At 61.3% G+C, this 16,949-nt stretch carries 18 protein-coding genes and 1 pseudogene; 4 read left to right on the forward strand and 15 right to left on the reverse strand.

The features are described from left to right. Positions 1–15: 15 nt before the first annotated feature. The 4 genes from QH290_RS37960 to QH290_RS20230 all read right to left on the reverse strand — a co-directional run bounded on the left by QH290_RS37960 (position 16) and on the right by QH290_RS20230 (position 2,120). Complete coding sequence (locus QH290_RS37960) at positions 16–327, reverse strand: hypothetical protein (protein WP_342213258.1); 312 nt, start codon at positions 325–327, stop codon at positions 16–18. After that, on the reverse strand, positions 254–1,345 hold the full coding sequence (locus QH290_RS20225; protein ID WP_342213256.1) for an HAD family hydrolase: 1,092 nt from the start codon (positions 1,343–1,345) through the stop codon (positions 254–256). The genes QH290_RS37960 and QH290_RS20225 overlap by 74 nt, the downstream gene beginning before the upstream one ends. Continuing rightward, entirely contained in the window at positions 1,346–1,726 is a 381-nt protein-coding gene (locus tag QH290_RS37965) for a transposase (protein WP_342213255.1), read from the reverse strand. A 76-nt stretch (positions 1,727–1,802) separates the two neighbouring features. After that, entirely contained in the window at positions 1,803–2,120 is a 318-nt protein-coding gene (locus QH290_RS20230; protein WP_280267332.1) for a transposase family protein, read from the reverse strand. Between the two features lie 416 nt (positions 2,121–2,536). Here QH290_RS20230 and QH290_RS38185 point away from each other — a divergent pair, with 416 nt between their 5' ends. From QH290_RS38185 to QH290_RS20240, 3 genes are all read left to right on the forward strand, one after another. Then, positions 2,537–2,983 (forward strand): oxidoreductase C-terminal domain-containing protein, encoded by a 447-nt coding sequence (locus QH290_RS38185; RefSeq protein ID WP_425303628.1) that lies wholly within the window; start codon positions 2,537–2,539, stop codon positions 2,981–2,983. 74 nt (positions 2,984–3,057) lie between these two features. Continuing rightward, positions 3,058–3,489, forward strand: coding sequence for a hypothetical protein (locus QH290_RS20235; protein ID WP_280267331.1), 432 nt, complete (start codon positions 3,058–3,060; stop codon positions 3,487–3,489). Between the two features lie 1,014 nt (positions 3,490–4,503). Further along, positions 4,504–4,674, forward strand: coding sequence for a hypothetical protein (locus tag QH290_RS20240; protein WP_280267330.1), 171 nt, complete (start codon positions 4,504–4,506; stop codon positions 4,672–4,674). Between the two features lie 124 nt (positions 4,675–4,798). On the opposite strand, the gene QH290_RS20245 is transcribed toward QH290_RS20240, so the two are convergent. From QH290_RS20245 to QH290_RS20295, 11 genes are all read right to left on the reverse strand, one after another. Then, on the reverse strand, positions 4,799–6,445 hold the full coding sequence (locus QH290_RS20245) for a long-chain fatty acid--CoA ligase (RefSeq protein WP_280267328.1): 1,647 nt from the start codon (positions 6,443–6,445) through the stop codon (positions 4,799–4,801). A 41-nt stretch (positions 6,446–6,486) separates the two neighbouring features. Further along, positions 6,487–7,284, reverse strand: a complete 798-nt coding sequence (locus tag QH290_RS20250; RefSeq protein WP_280267327.1) for an alpha/beta fold hydrolase — start codon at positions 7,282–7,284, stop codon at positions 6,487–6,489. A 140-nt stretch (positions 7,285–7,424) separates the two neighbouring features. Then, on the reverse strand, positions 7,425–8,054 hold the full coding sequence (locus QH290_RS20255; protein WP_280255452.1) for a hypothetical protein: 630 nt from the start codon (positions 8,052–8,054) through the stop codon (positions 7,425–7,427). Between the two features lie 31 nt (positions 8,055–8,085). Continuing rightward, positions 8,086–8,997, reverse strand: coding sequence for an MlaD family protein (locus QH290_RS20260; protein ID WP_280267326.1), 912 nt, complete (start codon positions 8,995–8,997; stop codon positions 8,086–8,088). 41 nt (positions 8,998–9,038) lie between these two features. Further along, positions 9,039–10,076 (reverse strand): MlaD family protein, encoded by a 1,038-nt coding sequence (locus QH290_RS20265; RefSeq protein ID WP_280267325.1) that lies wholly within the window; start codon positions 10,074–10,076, stop codon positions 9,039–9,041. A gap of 56 nt (positions 10,077–10,132) precedes the next feature. Further along, positions 10,133–11,236 (reverse strand): MlaD family protein, encoded by a 1,104-nt coding sequence (locus QH290_RS20270; RefSeq protein WP_280267324.1) that lies wholly within the window; start codon positions 11,234–11,236, stop codon positions 10,133–10,135. A 2-nt stretch (positions 11,237–11,238) separates the two neighbouring features. Further along, positions 11,239–12,279 (reverse strand): MlaD family protein, encoded by a 1,041-nt coding sequence (locus QH290_RS20275; RefSeq protein WP_280267323.1) that lies wholly within the window; start codon positions 12,277–12,279, stop codon positions 11,239–11,241. Beyond that, positions 12,267–13,283, reverse strand: coding sequence for an MCE family protein (locus QH290_RS20280; protein ID WP_280267322.1), 1,017 nt, complete (start codon positions 13,281–13,283; stop codon positions 12,267–12,269). Before QH290_RS20280 ends, QH290_RS20275 begins: the two co-directional genes overlap by 13 nt. Continuing rightward, positions 13,280–14,332, reverse strand: a complete 1,053-nt coding sequence (locus QH290_RS20285; RefSeq protein WP_280267321.1) for an MlaD family protein — start codon at positions 14,330–14,332, stop codon at positions 13,280–13,282. The genes QH290_RS20280 and QH290_RS20285 overlap by 4 nt, the downstream gene beginning before the upstream one ends. Positions 14,333–14,336: 4 nt before the next feature. Further along, complete coding sequence (locus QH290_RS20290; RefSeq protein ID WP_280255445.1) at positions 14,337–15,203, reverse strand: ABC transporter permease; 867 nt, start codon at positions 15,201–15,203, stop codon at positions 14,337–14,339. Further along, a complete protein-coding gene (locus QH290_RS20295; RefSeq protein WP_280267320.1) occupies positions 15,204–16,061 on the reverse strand; it encodes an MlaE family ABC transporter permease in 858 nt (285 codons plus the stop codon). Positions 16,062–16,549: 488 nt separating this feature from the next. Between QH290_RS20295 and QH290_RS20300 the strand changes: the two are divergent. Then, positions 16,550–16,763, forward strand: a pseudogene (locus QH290_RS20300) (IS256 family transposase); the annotation flags it as partial. Between the last annotated feature and the right edge of the window lie 186 nt (positions 16,764–16,949).

Consider the following 16,949-nt stretch of genomic DNA (forward strand, 5'->3'; position numbering starts at 1 on the left):
GTGGACGTACGGCTGCTAGGCCCGCGATTCGGCGGCTTTCCGCCAGACAGCGCTGCGCAGCAGTCGCAACCCGTTGAGCCCGACGATGACGGTGGAGCCCTCGTACCCCGCTACGCCCAGCGGCAGCGGGAGGGTGCCGACGAGGTCCCACACCACCAGCACGGCGATGAAGGTCGCGGCGATGGCAAGATTCGCGATCACCACGCGGCGGGCACGGCGAGCGAGTGCTATCACGGTGGGGGCGGTCTCGAGGTCAATCGCTGCCACATCGCGGGTGATCACCGCGTCGGCGGTGTCCAGGGCGAGATCGGAACCGGTGCGGCCCATGGCGATTCCCACGTGTGCGGCGGCGAGTGCGGGCGCGTCCGTTGACGCCGTCGCCGATCAGCGCGACCTTCGCGCCGGCGTCCGAGAGCGCGCGGACCGCAGCAGCCTTGTCCTGCGGGAGCAGCCCGGCGCGCACCTCGGCGATGCCGATCTGAGTGGCGAGATGGCTTGCGGCACGAGCATTGTCGCCGGTCAGCAAGAGCGGCTCGGAGCAGGTGACCGTACGCAGCCGAGTCACCGCCGCCTCCGCACAGGGACGTGGGCGATCCGCCAGACCGAGCACCCCAACGGCGACGCTGTCCACGCTGACGACCACGGCCGTGCACCTGAGGGCCTCCAGCCGATCGACCGGGGCTTGCGCCGCGCTGTCGGGCGCTCGGCCGCCAGCGGGCCGGTGGTCAGTATCCGAAAGGTAGTCGGCCCTGCCTATTTCGACCATCCGACCGCCCACACGGGCACGCACGCCCCGCCCCGGCATCGACTCGAAGTCCTCGACCGGCTCCGGCGTGATACCGCGCTCCCGCGCTGCGGCGACCACGGCGCGGGCCAGCGGATGCTGCGAGGGGTGCTCGGCAGCGGCAGCGAGCCGCAGCAGTTCCGATTCTCCCACACCGCGATCCGGCAGGACGCAGACCTCGACCACCTGCGGCGCGCCCGTGGTGAGCGTGCCGGTCTTGTCGAGGCGACCCGATCCACGGTACCCAGATGTTCCAGCACCACAGCCGATTTCACCAGCACGCCATGGCGTCCTGCATTGGCGATCACCGACAGCAGCGGCGGCATGGTGGCCGGCACCACCGCGCACGGTGACGCCGCGATCATGAAGGTCACGGTCTTGCCGTCGAGATTCAGTGCTTTCGCGGTCGCGGTCGGGCCGACGTCCTTGGCGACCAGCGCGTGGATCTCGGCGTGGCGTTGCCGGGTCGCCGCTTCTGGCCGTGCTGACGCCGGTGTCCGGCCCGCCGGTGCCGGGTCGGGTCGGGCGACCGCTGCGTGTTCGTCGTCCTCGCGCAGGCATTTACGGTGCGCGCGAACAACTTTGTCGACTGCGGTGGTCAGATTGTGGAGCAGAGTGCCACCTGTCCGCGATTTGAATCGCTTGCGGCGCACCACGACTGGCGCCGTCAGCATACGGACCGCCGCGATCGCGGCACACGACGCGAATGCCTGGATGTTGGGCCAGCCAGGCGGCAAGGGTGTCGGAGGTCCGGTCCGGCAGCAGGTCGACCGGCCGGTGGGTACGCATGTCGATCACCACGGTGCCGTAGATATGTCCGCGGCGGATGGCCCAATCGTCGACACCGGCCTCCACCAGCTCACCGACCGCCGGCAGCCGGATCGCGCACACGAGCCCCAGCAACGTTGATCGAGACACCTCCACCGCCAGCTGCCTCGCCATCCTCGCCCCTGGTCGGCCACCCAGCGCCCGCCCGACCCGCGTCAGCAACTCGGCCACCAACGGAACTGCGCCGCTGCTACCGAGCAGCCAGCCCTGCGACCTGCTCGGAGAAGATCCGGCGCTCGCACTGAGCAGCCGCGCACCGAAACCGGCGCACCATCAGCCGGATCACCACTTCCCGGCCCGCAACGGCCAGGTCCACGATCGTGCGCCGGTAACCGCTATGCACCACCGACGAGCCACACCCACACCGCGTGCAAACAGCCGAAGAACCGCACATCGACGCATCGAACACGATCCGACCGCCCATCGCTGACACGTCATCGAGACGAACCACCGACAGATGCGGAAACAGAAGGCTCACAACATGCTTCGCGACACCATCCAACACCACGAACTGCGTCTACATCCGACCCGCCTGCGCGACAGAGAGATCGACACACGCCCGATCACCAAATTCCGACCAGACCCCATCACCCTGGCAGGCGACAATAGCATCCGCAGCTCCATCTGAAAACTCGGGGCCTCAAACACTCGGCCAGTGCACCGGCAACCAGCGGATCAGCGTCCACTCCTTGACAATGGGCTCACACATGTATTCCATGGATACATGTCGACCATCAGTGTCAACGACGGGAGGGCACCGAGCGTCGACACCGCCTGCGACGCCGGGGCACGTGTCTATCCACGAAGAGGCGACATCGATCGCTGCGCCCACTGGAACGAGGCATACGCACAAGGTGTCGCAGCAGCACACTCGATCCCGGAGACTACCAATCTCCACGTCCGACGTCCCCTCGGGACGGTCGAATCAATACGGACTCCTCGTTCCAGTTCGTTGGCCAAGCCAGCCATCACGACGATCTCATTATCCGGGACTCACCCGATGACGGCGACCTCACCGCCCTACCCGTGCACAGAGAACGCATAGTCTGCATATGCACAATGGGCCACGCCGCCGACATTCGTACAGGAAGGGCAATGATCGCCTCCATTCTCGCCTTCGATCGCGAAATCCTGGCCGAAGATTCTGTCGCACTCGCCGATATTACACAGCAAAGTACTCTCATTCGTACAACTGTGCCACGCAAATCACCTGATCATAGGGTGGACTTAGTGAGCCTAGGCCCTCGGGCAGATTTGCTACGTGGCCGTAACGTCGCCGATACAAAGTGGAAGTCCTGTTACGAATATCCGATGACAATGATCGCTATCGAAACACTCTTGAGTGTTGATGACCTGCTAACGGACAGTTAACGCGAGGTTCACGGAGCAAGCTTAGATTTCCCCTGCAGAGCGTTAGTACCGATGGCCTACCACGGAAGGCGCACATGTCTTGGGAAGATTTGCACGCTCGCACCGAAGTTATTCACGCCGTACTCGAACGGGCGGCGCAAGATCCCTCCGACCCCAACATTTTCAACATTCCCGACTTGGAACGACTGTTCGGAGGGCCTGATGGCGTCCTTCTCGCACTGCAGTATCGCTGGAGGATCCATCTCGAAGCGAAAACTGATCAGGCGATCAGTGATGGACGGACACCCGATGATGCAGCGATCGAGCTCATGGCCGAGCAGCCCACACTATATGCAGTGCTGAGCGCTCAGCTACGCTGCGGCGGGCCGGGTCGTCCGCGGCAGCGGCTTCACGCTCGATCAATCAATTCAGTCGAGAATGGACTGACCGACTTCAACCAGTCTGAAAATTGGGTTCATGGCGGCCCCGACACCCCATTCGCCATCGCCCAGGCATACACAATTTAGAAGACGAGGCGAACTGCGATGGTATCCCGCAAAAGGTTGGCGAGTCTTATCACCCGCTTGGGCACTCGCCATGTCCCTGCTGCAATGAATTCGCAGCCCGAGGAAAGATCCCGCACAGCGGGCCTTTCTCGCTAACGGCGTTTCCGGCGCTGTTCGTCAGTAGGTTTGAGCGTTGCGCCAGCGGTCGGCGAAGGGCGGGCACGATGGGCCTTGCGCTGGTCGAGTCGGAGCGGGGCACGGTGTCGGCATTGCTGCCGCTCTGTGTCCCCCGGGGCCGCTCGCCGAACCCGGCGTGCGGCCCCTCGGCACACCCGGGCTCTCCACGCTCGGATGCCGTCAGGCTGTTCCGTGTCACAGGAATGGGATGGGATCTTGTTAACCCGGTAGCGGGTATCGGGTAATCGTGACCGACGCCGGGTTGAATACCTCGACCCCGTCCACTGCCATCGGAAGCCACCGCCTCGTCGGGGTGGTGTACTTGCGGCGGAACACCTTCCAGCGCCAGCAGTGCCGTTTCCGCAACCAGCGAACGGTTCACGCTGGCAGCTGACACGTCCCGGCTTTGTCAGGGCTGCTCCCGCCTCCCGGGCACCTCCCGGATCAGTCCGAGAAACCGCTGGCGCCGTTCCTTCCCGATATCGTGGAGCCGCTGCGCGCCTCTGGTGAACTCGACATCGATGACGGGGCACCAGGCGCAGTCGTGTGCGATGTCGGCGGCGACCATCGACCGGCGGCTGTCCGGTGACCGGAAACGGTTGCGGCTGAAGGGGAAACGCGGACGAAGCCGGGTTCGTTGCTGTAGTCGCCGATCGCGATCCGGACCTGGGCAGGATGGGACGAGGCGCGGCTGGGGTTCGTGGAGATCGATACCGTCGGTCACGACGACGGCGCGATCCGCGTTGCGAGAACTGCTATGCGCTCACGATGGCCCGATATCGCCTGCTGTGTTTCTGCGAGGACTAGCGGACCATCTTCACTCGGTCGCCGCCGAGAAACAAGAACGACGGCTGTCACGTGGAGGAGAACAACTGGTCGGTTGCGCGCCAGACGGTCGGCTATTTCCATTACGGCACCGAACCAGAGCTGTTGCTGCTCAACGACATCTATGCGACGCTGCGGCTGCAGGTCACTTCTTCGATCCGCATCAGAAGCTGGTGTCCAAGCAGCGAATCGACGCCAAGATGATCGAGAGGTACGATACCGCGGACACCACGAATTATCGGATGCTCGCCGACCGCGCATATGCGGTGATGCCAGAAGATCGCAAAGTCTGTGGGGTTGCTCTGACGGCGGGGACGCCCATGGTGCGTCAATCCGATCCGGCCAGTGTAATGACCGCGAGTTCACCTGCGGCGTACTGTGTCCGCAACCGCTTCTTGTCGAACTTCCCAACGCTGGTTTTTGGGACTTCTCCGACGAAGGCCCAGTGGTCGGGCAGCTGCCACTTCGCGAAACTTCCGGACAGGAATCTACGCAGTTCCTCGGGATCCGCATCGAAGTCGGCGTGACGCACTACGGCCACCAGCGGCCGCTCGCCCCATTTCTCATCAGCGACCCCGATCACCGCGGCCTCGGCGACAGCCGGATGGGCCATGATCACGTTCTCCAAGTCGACCGACGAGATCCATTCGCCCCCGGACTTGATGACATCCTTCGACCGGTCGACCAGAGTCAGGTAGCCATTCGGACTGATCCTGCCGATATCGCCCGTACGCAGCCAACCATCGTGGAACTTGTCCACCTCCATCGTCGCACCTGCGGGTGCGAAGTACGCACCGGTGATCCATGGGCCGCGAACTTCCAACTCGCCCAACGATTCTCCATCATTCGGCACGACGGAACCATCCTCGGCGACCAAACGCGCCTGTACAGCAGCGGGGAAGCGGCCCTGCGTGCAGCGATATGCCCACTCCTCCGCCTCACGTACACCAACCGGCGGGTGCGCCACGGTGCCGAGCGGAGATGTCTCGGTCATGCCCCATGCCTGCAGCAACGTGACCCTGTGCCCCTCCTGGAATGCCTTCATCATGGCGGGCGGCACGGCCGAACCGCCGACGACGACGGTGTGGAGATACGAGATGTTCTGCGGCTGTTCCTGGAGCCTGACGAGGACGCCGGCCCAGATAGTGGGAACGGCTGCGGCAAAGGTGGGGCGGACAGCGGCCATCATTTCGAGGAGAGACCTCGGCTGCAGAAAACGGTCGGGCATCAGCACATTGGCACCCGACATGAGAGCGGCGTAGGGAATGCCCCAGGCGTTGGCGTGAAACAGTGGCACAATAGCCAGCACAGTATCCGCGGAACTGAATCCCATTCCGTTCGAGGAGATTACTTGCATGGCGTGCAGCCAATTCGAACGATGCGAGTACACTACGCCTTTCGGTTCACCAGTGGTGCCCGAGGTGTAGCACATACCTGCCGCCGAGCGTTCATCGAGCACCGGGAAATCGAAGATGTCCGATTGGGCGTCGAGCAGTTCGGCCCAGTCGTGTACCTGAACTCCGGGCGGAGCCGTCAGCGCGTCACTGGGATCGCCCACCACGATGACGTGGCGTACGGTCCGAAGATGTGGCAGACACTGGGTGAACATCGGCACCAGCGACGCATCGACGATTACCACGGTGTCCTCTGCATGATTCGCAATGTAGGTCAGTTGTTCCGGGAACAGCCGGATATTGAGCGCGTGCAGTACAGCACCCATCGCCGGCACGGCGATATAGGCCACCATGTGCTCGTTGTTGTTCCACATGAAAGTGCCCACGCGGGTGCCTTCGTCGACACCGAGTTGACGCAACGCATTTGCCAACCGTGCGGCGGCCGTGCCGAGTTCGCGGTAGGTCATGGTCCGCGCCCCGTCTTCCGTCCAGGTCGACACCGTGCTGTCGCCGTGGAACGTGGCCGCATGCCGTAGCAGCGTGGCAAGGGACAGCTGTTCGTCCATCATTGTGCTGAGCATCTGAGGTCCTCGAATTCGGAGAGTTTGGATGTCGGGTGTTGTCAGGCGACGTCGCGGGCCGGATACGCTATCGGCAACGTCAATCCGAGCAGATGAGCCGCCACCTCACCACGGCGTTCATACGGCAGGTAGTGGCCGGCTTGGTTGAAGATGACCATGTGGCTCCCCGGTACGCGATGACGGATCGCGCGAGCGTGATGAGCGGGAGTCAGAAGATCTCGAGATCCTGCCAGCACGACTACACGGCAGGAGAATCGAGGCAGTGCCGAGTAGCGATCGTGAGATAGAATCGAACGGGTCAGCTCCGCAACACTACGAGAGTCGCTGCTCGCGAGCTGCTGCACAGCACGGTTCATGTCGTGGCGATACGGCCGGGCTCCGAACAAGACGCCACGTGTCAGCTGCCGCATAACGAGCAGCGGTCGAGAAGGAATCGCGAGAGACGGTGCCGCGGCTAAAGCCAGCGCTACCAACCGCCGCCCGAGTTTGCGGCGCACCAGTCGCCCGAGGATATCACCGGCCCCGGTCGCCACGAATGCGACGCCGCTGATCCGCGGTCCGAGGGTCGTGTGGTGGCGTTCAGCGAAGGCCATAAGGGTCATTCCGCCCATGGAATGACCGCCCAGCACGATCGGCCCGGCGGGCACGAATGCGGAGAGGACTGCTGCGAGATCGTCGGCAAGAAGTTCCAGGCTGGCCGGAGCGGATTGCGACGACCCATGCCCCCGATGGTCGTAGGCCAGGACACGAACGGTGGGATCGGCGGCGACCACAAGCTGAGCGACGTCTTCCCAGCTTTCGTGTGACAGCGCTAATCCGTGTGTCAAAACGATAGTCACCCTGGGGGTAGTCGACCCCCATTCGGCAACCTGGAGCGACGGGCCGTCGTCTCGGTCGAGCATGAACCTGCGAGGGGGCGTAGCTGCAGTGGATATCGAGTACATTCTTTCAGTTCCTTGCCGCCGACAGTATCGCTCGGTTATTTGACCGGAAGGGCCGCGTCGACACCGCCGACATCCGTGACTTTCCAATTCGAATTCTTGTCTACCGTCACGGTATAGGTGACAGTCGTCTGCGCACCTTCCGGCGTCTGGGCACTCTTCGATGTCACATTCAGAAACACGTTCACAACATAAACACCCGCATTTTCCGACTTCACAGTCGCGGTGATAGGCGTGGCCTGAGACGACCATTTCAATGGCAGCAGGATATCTTGGAGTTGCGGCGCCGTGACATCGAATTTGTTGGCCAGCGTGGGTGACGTGTTCGATTTCAGATTGCGCACCCAGCCATCGAAGTTCTGGTAGTCGATATTCGATGCACCGACGGCATATTCGGAGGCCACCGCCTCCGCTCGTTTTTCGGCGGCTGCGATGGCGTCCCTTTCTCGCAATTGGTTCCTGGCATTGAGCCAGAGTGGAACGGTCGCTGCCAAAGCAACAACAAGCAAAGCAACCACCGCCCCGACGACAATGGAACGCAAGCTGACCGAGAACTTTTTCTCGGACCCGAACCGGCCCCGGCCGGTCGTGGCCACCTGACGCGCACCCAGCTTTCCGGATTGATCGTCAGATCGACCTTCGGTATCGTGATCTGCTTCTGCGGACATCAATGCACTCCTACTTCCTACTCTTTCATATTCATTTTGCGCCGATGCGGACCCGCAATGCGTCGTCACCGGTGACGCTGAGTGCACGGGCTATAAGATCGCTGATGTCAATTTGCGGCATGGATCTGGACGTACTTTCTACCAACGGCTGGACGGCCGGTGCCATATTCTGAAGATCTGGTCCGACACGATCGAGGTACTCGGTAACTTTGCCGAGGAAGGGCACTAGGCCGTTTCCTTCCATGTAGTCGGTCGGCATGTTACCGATTCGGGCCAGCCGGGCGATGGCATCAGCGATCAGGGCACCCCACCCTCCAGCTTCCTCCCACAAGGGACCGGCGGCGGTCATCGCGGGGCCAGCCCAAGTCATATCGCCTCCCATCGTCTGCAAATTGACAAGGATGCCGCGGATCGCTGGCGACCTGCTCAGAATCGTCTCGGCCAACAACGTCGTCGACGCCGCCAGCCTCGGTAGTACGGCTTCGGTTCCCGACAGTGCCTGATCCAAGGTTTTGACGATATTGCTGATCGCCTGAGGATTGAGTTGTGTGAACAGTTCCGTGACGGCATGAGCCACGTCGGGTATGGAACGTGGCAGCACCACGTGAACCGCATCCATGCGCTGACCATCTGCTAGATAGGGCCCGGTATCATTCTTCGGAAGGAATTCGATATACGGCTCTCCGAGTCCCGACATATCTTCGACAATCGCTGTGCCATTAGCGGGAATTCTGTACTTGGAGTCGACTTCCAGCTCCAGCTCGGCCCCATGCTCGGCTTTGCCGATCGACGTGATCTCCCCCACCTTCACGCCACGCAGCAAAATTGGCGAACCTGGTAGCAGACTTCCCGCTCGGGGAAGGTCCATCATCACGCGGTCACGATCGGCGAACCAATCCACTCGCAGCACGCCGAATGTGAGGTAGCCGGTACCCAGAACCATTACGGCTACGATCGCTACGAGCGACAATGCCGAACTAGGTTTCATCGCGCTGCTCCGATCATCCGCAATGCCGATAGAATTCCATCGATCAAGTCTTCCTCAGACGCCGGTGCGGGCTCGGCCATATCGATACCTACAATGTTGACCTTCGGGCCATGCTCAACGAAAGGTAGAACCTTTTCACGCAATATCGCTACGAACTTGTTCAAATTCGACGGCGCCGTTAGATCCAGCGGGCGGTTGGTGAACAATAGTGGCAAAAAGGCACGTGCAGCCTGGTTACCCGATTGCGCCAGGGGGCCGACCCATCGGAGCGATTCAGTCAACAGTTTGAATCCGTCGTACAGGGTGATCAACCCGATCATCGATGTCATTGATGCAGCCGCCTGGTCCACTCCGGAATCGGTGAGCAGGTACTCCAACTCGGGTGTTCTCCGCAGTGCGACGTCCGTATTAGCCCGCAGGCCGTTCAGCAATCCGTCGACGGCGTCCAGGTGCTGTGCCAGATCATCAATATCCGTGCCGAGTACCTCCGAGATCGAGGCGGTCTGGCGCGGGTCCGTCGGCAGGACAGCGTTCACGCGGTTGATGATCTCCTGGGCCTGCTGAATGCCTCCCCCTTGGACAAATGTCGCCAGCACATTCATGGTGTCCTCAACTTGCAGCAACGGCTTCGTCTGGGCTCGCCCGATAGTGGCGCCGGGAGCAAGGGCTCCCTGGCCGTGGGCCGCCGGAGTGATCAACGCGATGGATACGTCGCCGAGAACCGTCGGTTGACGGAGCTCAGCTGTGGTGCCGACGGGCAACCGAGTCGATGCCACGATGTCTACATCGACGACGACATAACTGTCATGGTCCTTCCCGGCATCGATCAGGGTGACATCACGCACGACGCCTGCTCGCAGGCCATCGACGGTCACCTTCGCTTGTGACGGCAGGTTCAAGGTATTGGCGAACTCGATTCGGAGGCCATACCGGTCACCAGATATGCCGGTCCCCGGGACTGAGAAGCCAGCGGGATCGAATCCGCACCCGGGAACGGTGCACACAAGCGCTGCCGCGACCACGGCCGCAGCCACGAATCTCCCGACGTGCTCGCGGGCTGTTCGAGCCGATGCGCGTTGTCGCAGAGCCATCACCGCACTCCCGCCGTTCCGAGTACCAGGGGAAGAATCGACATGTGCACCAATCCGTCCGCGGCGGTGGCGCAACGGCTCGGTGCGACGAGGTTGATCGCGGCACATACTCGTTCGGCGTCCGCCGGCGGCAAGGCCGCCCGAGGAGCTGCGTATGTCAGCACAGGCCGACCACCCTGAGGCTCCGTCACCTTCTGGAAGGCTTGCACCAGCGGCGGCGTCATTTCGATAATCTCCTTCATCGTGCCGACATTCGCGCTGGCGAGACGAGCCAAGGGGACGGTTGCGTCTAGTGCTTGGAGAATTTGGTCGCCGAACATGGTGGTGATTTCGTTCAGCCATGGCACGATGATTCGCAGCGAATCGATGATCGAGACAGTGCGCTGGAAGATGCCGCGATCGATCACTTCCAGGCCCGGTGCCAGACGAGTGATCATGGCCTTGATGTCTCCCCATCCGCCGGCGACGCTGTCCGTCAGTGACTGCAGCGAATCTATGAGCGCACCGATGTGCCCGATGGCGGCGTTGGGAGAATCGAGAGCCCGACCGAGCTTGAATATTGTTTCGTTCATTTCTGGCCCTGTCCCGGACAACGAGGTGTCAAGCGCAGCGATCTCGCCGGAAAGCTGCTCTCGCTGTGCCGGGTCGCTGCCGTCGGTTATTTCTGCCGCGAGTTTCCCGAGCGCATCCATGGTCTGTGTCATGCTCTTCGGCGTCAACGTGCGGGAGATGCACTGTCGGGAATCCCATTCGGTATCGGCATCGTTGTCGTCCAGTAGCGAGAGAGAGCGGTCGGCGACGATAGTGTCCGATAGCGTGGCGGCCGACGCCTCGCCACGCAGCGAATGGTTCGCGTCTATCTCGAAATCGACACGGACTGCGTTTCCGCGAGGCTCGATGTGCGTTACAGTACCAATTCTGACGCCTCTCATGGTGACGTGGTTTCCGGTATACAATCCGATCGCATCCGGCATAGTTGCGCAGTAGCCGCGCATTTTCTTGGGGGGATCGATCACCGCGAAGTACCCGGCGGTCAGAATTGCGCATACGACGGCGACGCCCAGGACGGACATGAGACCTCGGGAGGCCAGGAGCTTGTTCATTCTCAGCACTCCTTTCCGGGAACGGGGATACACACCGACTGCACCGGGACCACCGATGCGGATTGGTCGACCACAACGCCTTCTTCCGACGATGCGATCGGCTGCAGCCGTGACAGCAGGTCCCGTGTGCTTACGACGATCTGTCCCATCTCTTCGCCCAGACGTTCCAGTTCGGGTATGACGTCAGCCAGGCTTCGGGCGACAGTTTCCAACCTGGACCTGTACACCGGCTCCAGGGCAGCGATGCGAGAGAGAAGTTGGTCCATGAGCCGGACGGCTTCGAAGATCTCGGCTCGTTTGTCGAGTCCCACTGTCTCCATCAGGTTGACACTCTCGATCAGTTCCCCGAGCGTGGCCTTCGACTCGTTGATCGCGCCGAGGTACTCATCGGCCATCGCGAGTGTGTTCGACACGTCGCGGTTCTGGCGGTCGAGGACGTCGACGAGCGACGCGAACGCGTCCACTGCTCGGCGTATTCCGGACGGTCCGCTAGCGATCGCTCTGTTCATGTTCGTCAAGTTCTGCCGCAATGTGTCGCCGTCGACATCTTTGATCGGCCGCACCGCGTCCTGAAAGGTGCGACCGAGGCTGTAGGGGAGGTGCACTCTGTCGGAGGGAACCGGAGAGCGCAGAGCGGAACTCCCCGCTGGTGTCACGGCGAGGTAGCGCCCACCGATAAGCGTCAACATCCGGATATCGAGGCTGGTCTGGTCGCCGACGAAGATGCCGCGGTCGACCGTAAAGCTCATACGGACGTTCCGTGGGCCCAGCTCGATGGACTTCACGGCACCGACCGGCACACCCGCGATACGGACATCGTCGCCGACCTTGATCGACCCGGTTTCCGACATCTCCGCCCAGTAGGTCGACTTGCCGAAGGGCACCACGTATATTATCGCACTCGCTATCAACACCGCGCCCATCACAACGGCTCCAACCACGCCCCAACGCAATTCTCGGACCGCACGTCTTTGGCTGGCCTCGGCCGGTCGGCAGATGAATCTTCCGCGAGCGCGGAGAAGTTTTGTGATCACCGTTTGCATATAGAGATCCTTTGCCCACTGATCAATACCTGGAACGGCTCCGGAGCACTGACGTCACCATTCGAGCAGTTGCGGTTGACGACCGGACTGTTGGCGGGAATCCAGGCATTCAAGGTCTGAAGCAGGGCTGGCAGTTGTCGAAGTGCCTCGACTGCCTGTTCGGGGTTCGGAAATGCTGCCCGCAGCAGTCCATCGGCGTCCGGATTGCTGCCAGTAGTCAATCCAAAGGCGTCGAGAAGGTTGTCCAGCGGTGCGATGACGTCGGGCGCCATGAGGGCGAATTCGACAATTCCATCAACCTTGCTACGCAGCGTGGACACGACCGTGGTCAGCTCAGAGACAAGCCGGACGAGATGCGAGGAGCGACCGCCGATATGATCGGAGATTTGTTTGAGATTGGCGACCAGCACGGTGATCACCGCCTGCCTGTCCAGCGTGTAGGTGGCCAACGTCTGGACGGAGTCGAGAACTGCACCGACGCCCGACCCCTCTCCCTCGATGACTGCGATCATGTTCTCGGCGAACTTGTTGACCGCTGCCGGCGACAACTCGGCCAGTACCGGTTCCAGGCCGTTGAACAGATCCGTGATGTCGAACGAGGGAATTGTTCTGGAAGCGTCGATCCTGCTCCCCGCCGCGATCTCCTCAGAAACCGGCGATGGCTGTTGGACATCGAGATATCGCTGCCCTACCAGGCTCTGGTAGCGAATTGCCAACATGGTGTTCTCATATAGATGTCGGCTGCGCTCGACCGCAAATGTAACGACCGCGTGACCGTTGTCGACGGAGATTGAATGCACCTTACCTACTCGAACACCGTTCATACGGACGTCGTCTCCGGCCTTGAGGCCGTTCGCATCGACGAACTCAGCCGAGAACCCCACCGTGCCGCCAGGTACCGGGCGTTGCACCGTTTGGACGATGGCCGTCAGCAGCACCACGATCACGATTGCGGAAACTGTGAGCTTTGCCGCTACCGCCAGCAACCGACTCTGCCGGGTCATCGACCACCTCCGGAATACGATGTCGAAGGAACAGTTCCCGGGAAGATTGCCGCCAGCCCAGGAACCAAATCGAGGATCAACTCGATATTCATAATCGGACCCTCCGGTGTCGATGTGAACGAACGATCCAGCCGCGACAGGATTTCAGATAGTTGCGCGCTTGAAACGTCGGGTGTCGGCACCATCCGACTGGCCGCCGAGAGAACCGGTGTGAGCATCACCGCGTAGTCCGACAGGTACCCCTGCGCGGTGAAGAGAGTCTCCGCGAGAGCGGGAAAAAACGCTTTCCCTACTGTGTTGACCGTCGCGTCGAACAACTCGCGCTCGCTGTTCAAGATCTCGATTGTGGTGAGGTGGTGTATCAGGCCGACGGTACCGTCGATCATCGATGCGGTACCGACGAGCATCTTGCCGTACTGGTCCAGTAGATTCGATATCGGCATTGTCTGCGTCTCGGCGATGTTCCGGCTCGACACCACGATTGCTTCCATGAGCGGCGTGAATTGCCGGGAGATCGCGGTAGCCCGTGCCAGGACCTCGGTCAGTTCGGGCGTGAGGATATTCCCCGATGCCTCGCCGACGGTGCGGATCAACACGCCCATGGTCGCATCACGCTGTCTGTCCGCTCGCGGTCCCGTCAGATCGACCATGGCGCCGTCCCGCAAGGGTACGCCGCCATCCCCCGGCTTCAGCGCGATTTCACTGATACCAAATAGATTCGATGCCGAGTAATCGACGTACAGGCGATCGGTGAGCCCTGCCGAGTCTGCGCGATCCAACCTTACGGTCACGTGTTTCGCCCCATTGGCGGAATCGATAGCAGAAACAGAACCGATATCCACACCATCGAATCGAACCGGCGTTCCCACACTGATGCCGTCCCCGATATTATCGGTGCGCAACACCACGACCATTCGGTTGTCACCCCAGACGGCATCCACCACGATCCAGGTCGCCGCTACCGCCAGTGCCGTTAATACGGCGAGAACACCGACAATAATCGATGACCGTTTCGTTGTCGATACACCCGGCATTTCATAACGAGACATCGTGCTACCCCGTGAATTCGATGGATGAGTTGACACCCCACAAAAGGATGGTCAACACCATGTCCAAACCGATGACTGCTACGAAGCTTGCCCGGACTGCTCGGCCGGATGCGATCCCGACGCCTTCCGGACCACCGACGGCAAAAAAGCCCTGGTAGCTGTGAATTATGATGACGGCCGTTCCGAACACGAGAACTTTGATCACCGCAGCGGTCACGTCCCAGCCGCTGATGAATTGGTAGAAGTAATGGTCGTAGACGCCTGCTGCTTGGCCGTGCAACTGCACGATCACCGCGCGACATGCCGCGTAGCTGAGGATCAAGGCGATCAGGAAGGTCGGAACGATTGCCACCGCTCCGGCAATTATCCTAGTGGTCACAACAAAAGGTATCGACCGCAGGCCGAGTGATTCGAGGGCGTCGATTTCTTCGGAGATCCGCATAGAACCGATTTGCGCGGTGATACGACACCCGGCTTGTGCAGCGAATCCGACACCTGCAGCGATCGGGGCAAGTTCCCTGGTGTTGGCGAAGGCCGAGACAATGCCGGTCACCGGCCCCATGCTGATGAGGTCCAGAGTGGCGAAGGACTCCACGCCGACCGAGCCTCCTATGACCAGTCCCAGCACCACCAGCATCGGAACAGTTCCACCACCGACGATAATCGAACCCTGTCCCCACGTCATATCCGTAATCGCGCGCATCGTCTCCGATCGATATCGTCTGATCGTAAACGGGATTGCCGACAGCGCCTGCCAAATGAAGCTCAGGACGAAACCTGTCGGCTCCACAAGCAAGGCACGCCCGCCAAGTCGCGTTGCCGTTCGCCGAATCTTCACCAGCCGGGGGGGCGTAAACTTCGTCTCGGACATCTACGCCAGCCTTGTAGGTAGAAACATTGCGACCAGCTGAGTGATCAACAGATTTGCGACGGCGATGGAAACGACAGAGAGGACAACAGCCGCATTCACGCCGTCGGCAACTCCACGCGGACCGCCTTTGGCCTCGAGTCCCCGCTGGCACGCGATAACTACTACTATGAATCCGAAAAGTACCGACTTGGCTATCGAGACGCCGATATCCGCGACGACTGTAAAGGATCCGAATGTTCCCCAATAGCTGCCGGGCGTCACACCCTGAGGACCGATCGCCACGGCATACCCTGCTATCACGCCCGCGAAGATGATCAAGACGTTGAGCATCGGCGCGACGAGCACCATCGCCACCATCCGAGGAATGACCAGTCGGTGCAGGGGGCTGACACCCATCGTCCGCATGGCGTCGATCTCTTCACGGATGTTGCGTGCACCCAAGTCCGCCGCGATCGCGGCCGCGCCGGCCGCACCCAGCAGCAATCCAGTGGCCATGGGTGCGCCCTGTTTGATCACACCCATACCACCAGCGGCACCCAGCAGAGAATCAGCCCCGATTTGATGGATTAGATTTCCGACCTGCACCGAAACAATTACTCCGAAAGGCACGGCCATCAGGATCGCCGGAAGCGTCGTAACCGTTATCAAGAACCAGGCTTGATACATCACCTCACGCCACTGCAATTTCAAACGAACAATGTCGTTCATGGCTCCGAACACGGATGCAGACGCCATCTGCGTCGAGCGACCAAAAGTTCGCAGGCCCGAGAAGACGGTATCGGAGAAGTTGTCCCGAATTGACCTAGCCGACGTCGATATCACGCTACGTGCAGGCTCCACCACGGAATCCCGTCCCATTCCTCACATCGTCGCCCGACAACAGGGCGGGTGCGCTCACCGGCAACATATCGACAACCGGACTGCCCTCGTTCTCCGTACGATCAGATTTTCCTCGCTCGGACGGCATACCTCGTCGCGTGGCTATCGAGCACACCATGGTCACGGCACCTCCTTGTGCACTACCGCAAGTAGCAGATACTGCGAGTAGTATGTGGTGCGGCTCACTCAGTGTCAATAGACGATGCCGACTGACCGCTCATGTATCAGCAATCGACCAGCACCTGCGGGATAGCAGGCCCCCGACCGAGTCGCCCCCGGCAAGCGATCACGAGTCGAACCAAGCATTCGCTCAGTCAGGGTCGCTGGTGGATAGGGCTCGCCGAGACCGTCGGTTGAGCAATGATCGGAACCTGTGGATGACTGGGAAGGAGTACCTTCCCGGATGATCTGAAAGCCAACGGTTTTCGATCGTCTCGGCGCGTAACGCCGGGCGGTAGGTACGTCCCATGCTCAAGGTAATCGACGGCAGCGAGGTGTCCAATCAGGATGGCGTGGTCGGGGTGTCGGGGCCGCCGATCGACGAGATCGTGCGCGAGGGTGCGGCAGATGCCGGCTGCGGCGTTGCAGGCCGAGGTCGCCGCCTGTATCGATCGGTTCGCCGACCAGGTCGACGAGGACGGGCGCCGGCTGGTGGTACGCAATGGCAACCACACCGAACGCACGACACCCTCACCCACCCCTCGCCGCTGGCCGCTGGCCGCTCGCCGCTGGCCGCTGGCCGCTGGCCGCTGGCGACGACAGCACCAGGCCAACGCCCCGAAACTCCGGTACCAGCGGACACGATTATGAGACGACAAATACAACTGTCGTGTTATGCGATCCGCAGTTGCTTTGGTATAGTTCTTT

Origin of the sequence: Nocardia wallacei, from assembly GCF_029869545.1 — a bacterium.
In the GTDB taxonomy this organism is placed as follows: Bacteria; Actinomycetota; Actinomycetes; order Mycobacteriales; family Mycobacteriaceae; genus Nocardia; species Nocardia wallacei_A.

Excerpts from the sequence above, each read along its gene's own strand:
- QH290_RS20255 (WP_280255452.1), bottom strand. The coding sequence starts at position 8,054 with ATGTCCGCAGAAGCAGATCACGATACCGAAGGTCGATCTGACGATCAA.
- QH290_RS20275 (WP_280267323.1), bottom strand. The coding sequence starts at position 12,279 with ATGCAAACGGTGATCACAAAACTTCTCCGCGCTCGCGGAAGATTCATC.
- QH290_RS20290 (WP_280255445.1), bottom strand. The coding sequence starts at position 15,203 with ATGTCCGAGACGAAGTTTACGCCCCCCCGGCTGGTGAAGATTCGGCGA.
- QH290_RS20225 (WP_342213256.1), bottom strand. The coding sequence starts at position 1,345 with ATGCCTGCGCGAGGACGACGAACACGCAGCGGTCGCCCGACCCGACCC.
- QH290_RS20295 (WP_280267320.1), bottom strand. The coding sequence starts at position 16,061 with ATGGGACGGGATTCCGTGGTGGAGCCTGCACGTAGCGTGATATCGACG.
- QH290_RS37965 (WP_342213255.1), bottom strand. The coding sequence starts at position 1,726 with ATGGCGAGGCAGCTGGCGGTGGAGGTGTCTCGATCAACGTTGCTGGGG.
- QH290_RS20245 (WP_280267328.1), bottom strand. The coding sequence starts at position 6,445 with ATGCTCAGCACAATGATGGACGAACAGCTGTCCCTTGCCACGCTGCTA.
- QH290_RS37960 (WP_342213258.1), bottom strand. The coding sequence starts at position 327 with ATGGGCCGCACCGGTTCCGATCTCGCCCTGGACACCGCCGACGCGGTG.
- QH290_RS20235 (WP_280267331.1), top strand. The coding sequence starts at position 3,058 with ATGTCTTGGGAAGATTTGCACGCTCGCACCGAAGTTATTCACGCCGTA.
- QH290_RS20280 (WP_280267322.1), bottom strand. The coding sequence starts at position 13,283 with ATGACCCGGCAGAGTCGGTTGCTGGCGGTAGCGGCAAAGCTCACAGTT.
- QH290_RS20260 (WP_280267326.1), bottom strand. The coding sequence starts at position 8,997 with ATGGTTCTGGGTACCGGCTACCTCACATTCGGCGTGCTGCGAGTGGAT.
- QH290_RS20285 (WP_280267321.1), bottom strand. The coding sequence starts at position 14,332 with ATGTCTCGTTATGAAATGCCGGGTGTATCGACAACGAAACGGTCATCG.
- QH290_RS20270 (WP_280267324.1), bottom strand. The coding sequence starts at position 11,236 with ATGAACAAGCTCCTGGCCTCCCGAGGTCTCATGTCCGTCCTGGGCGTC.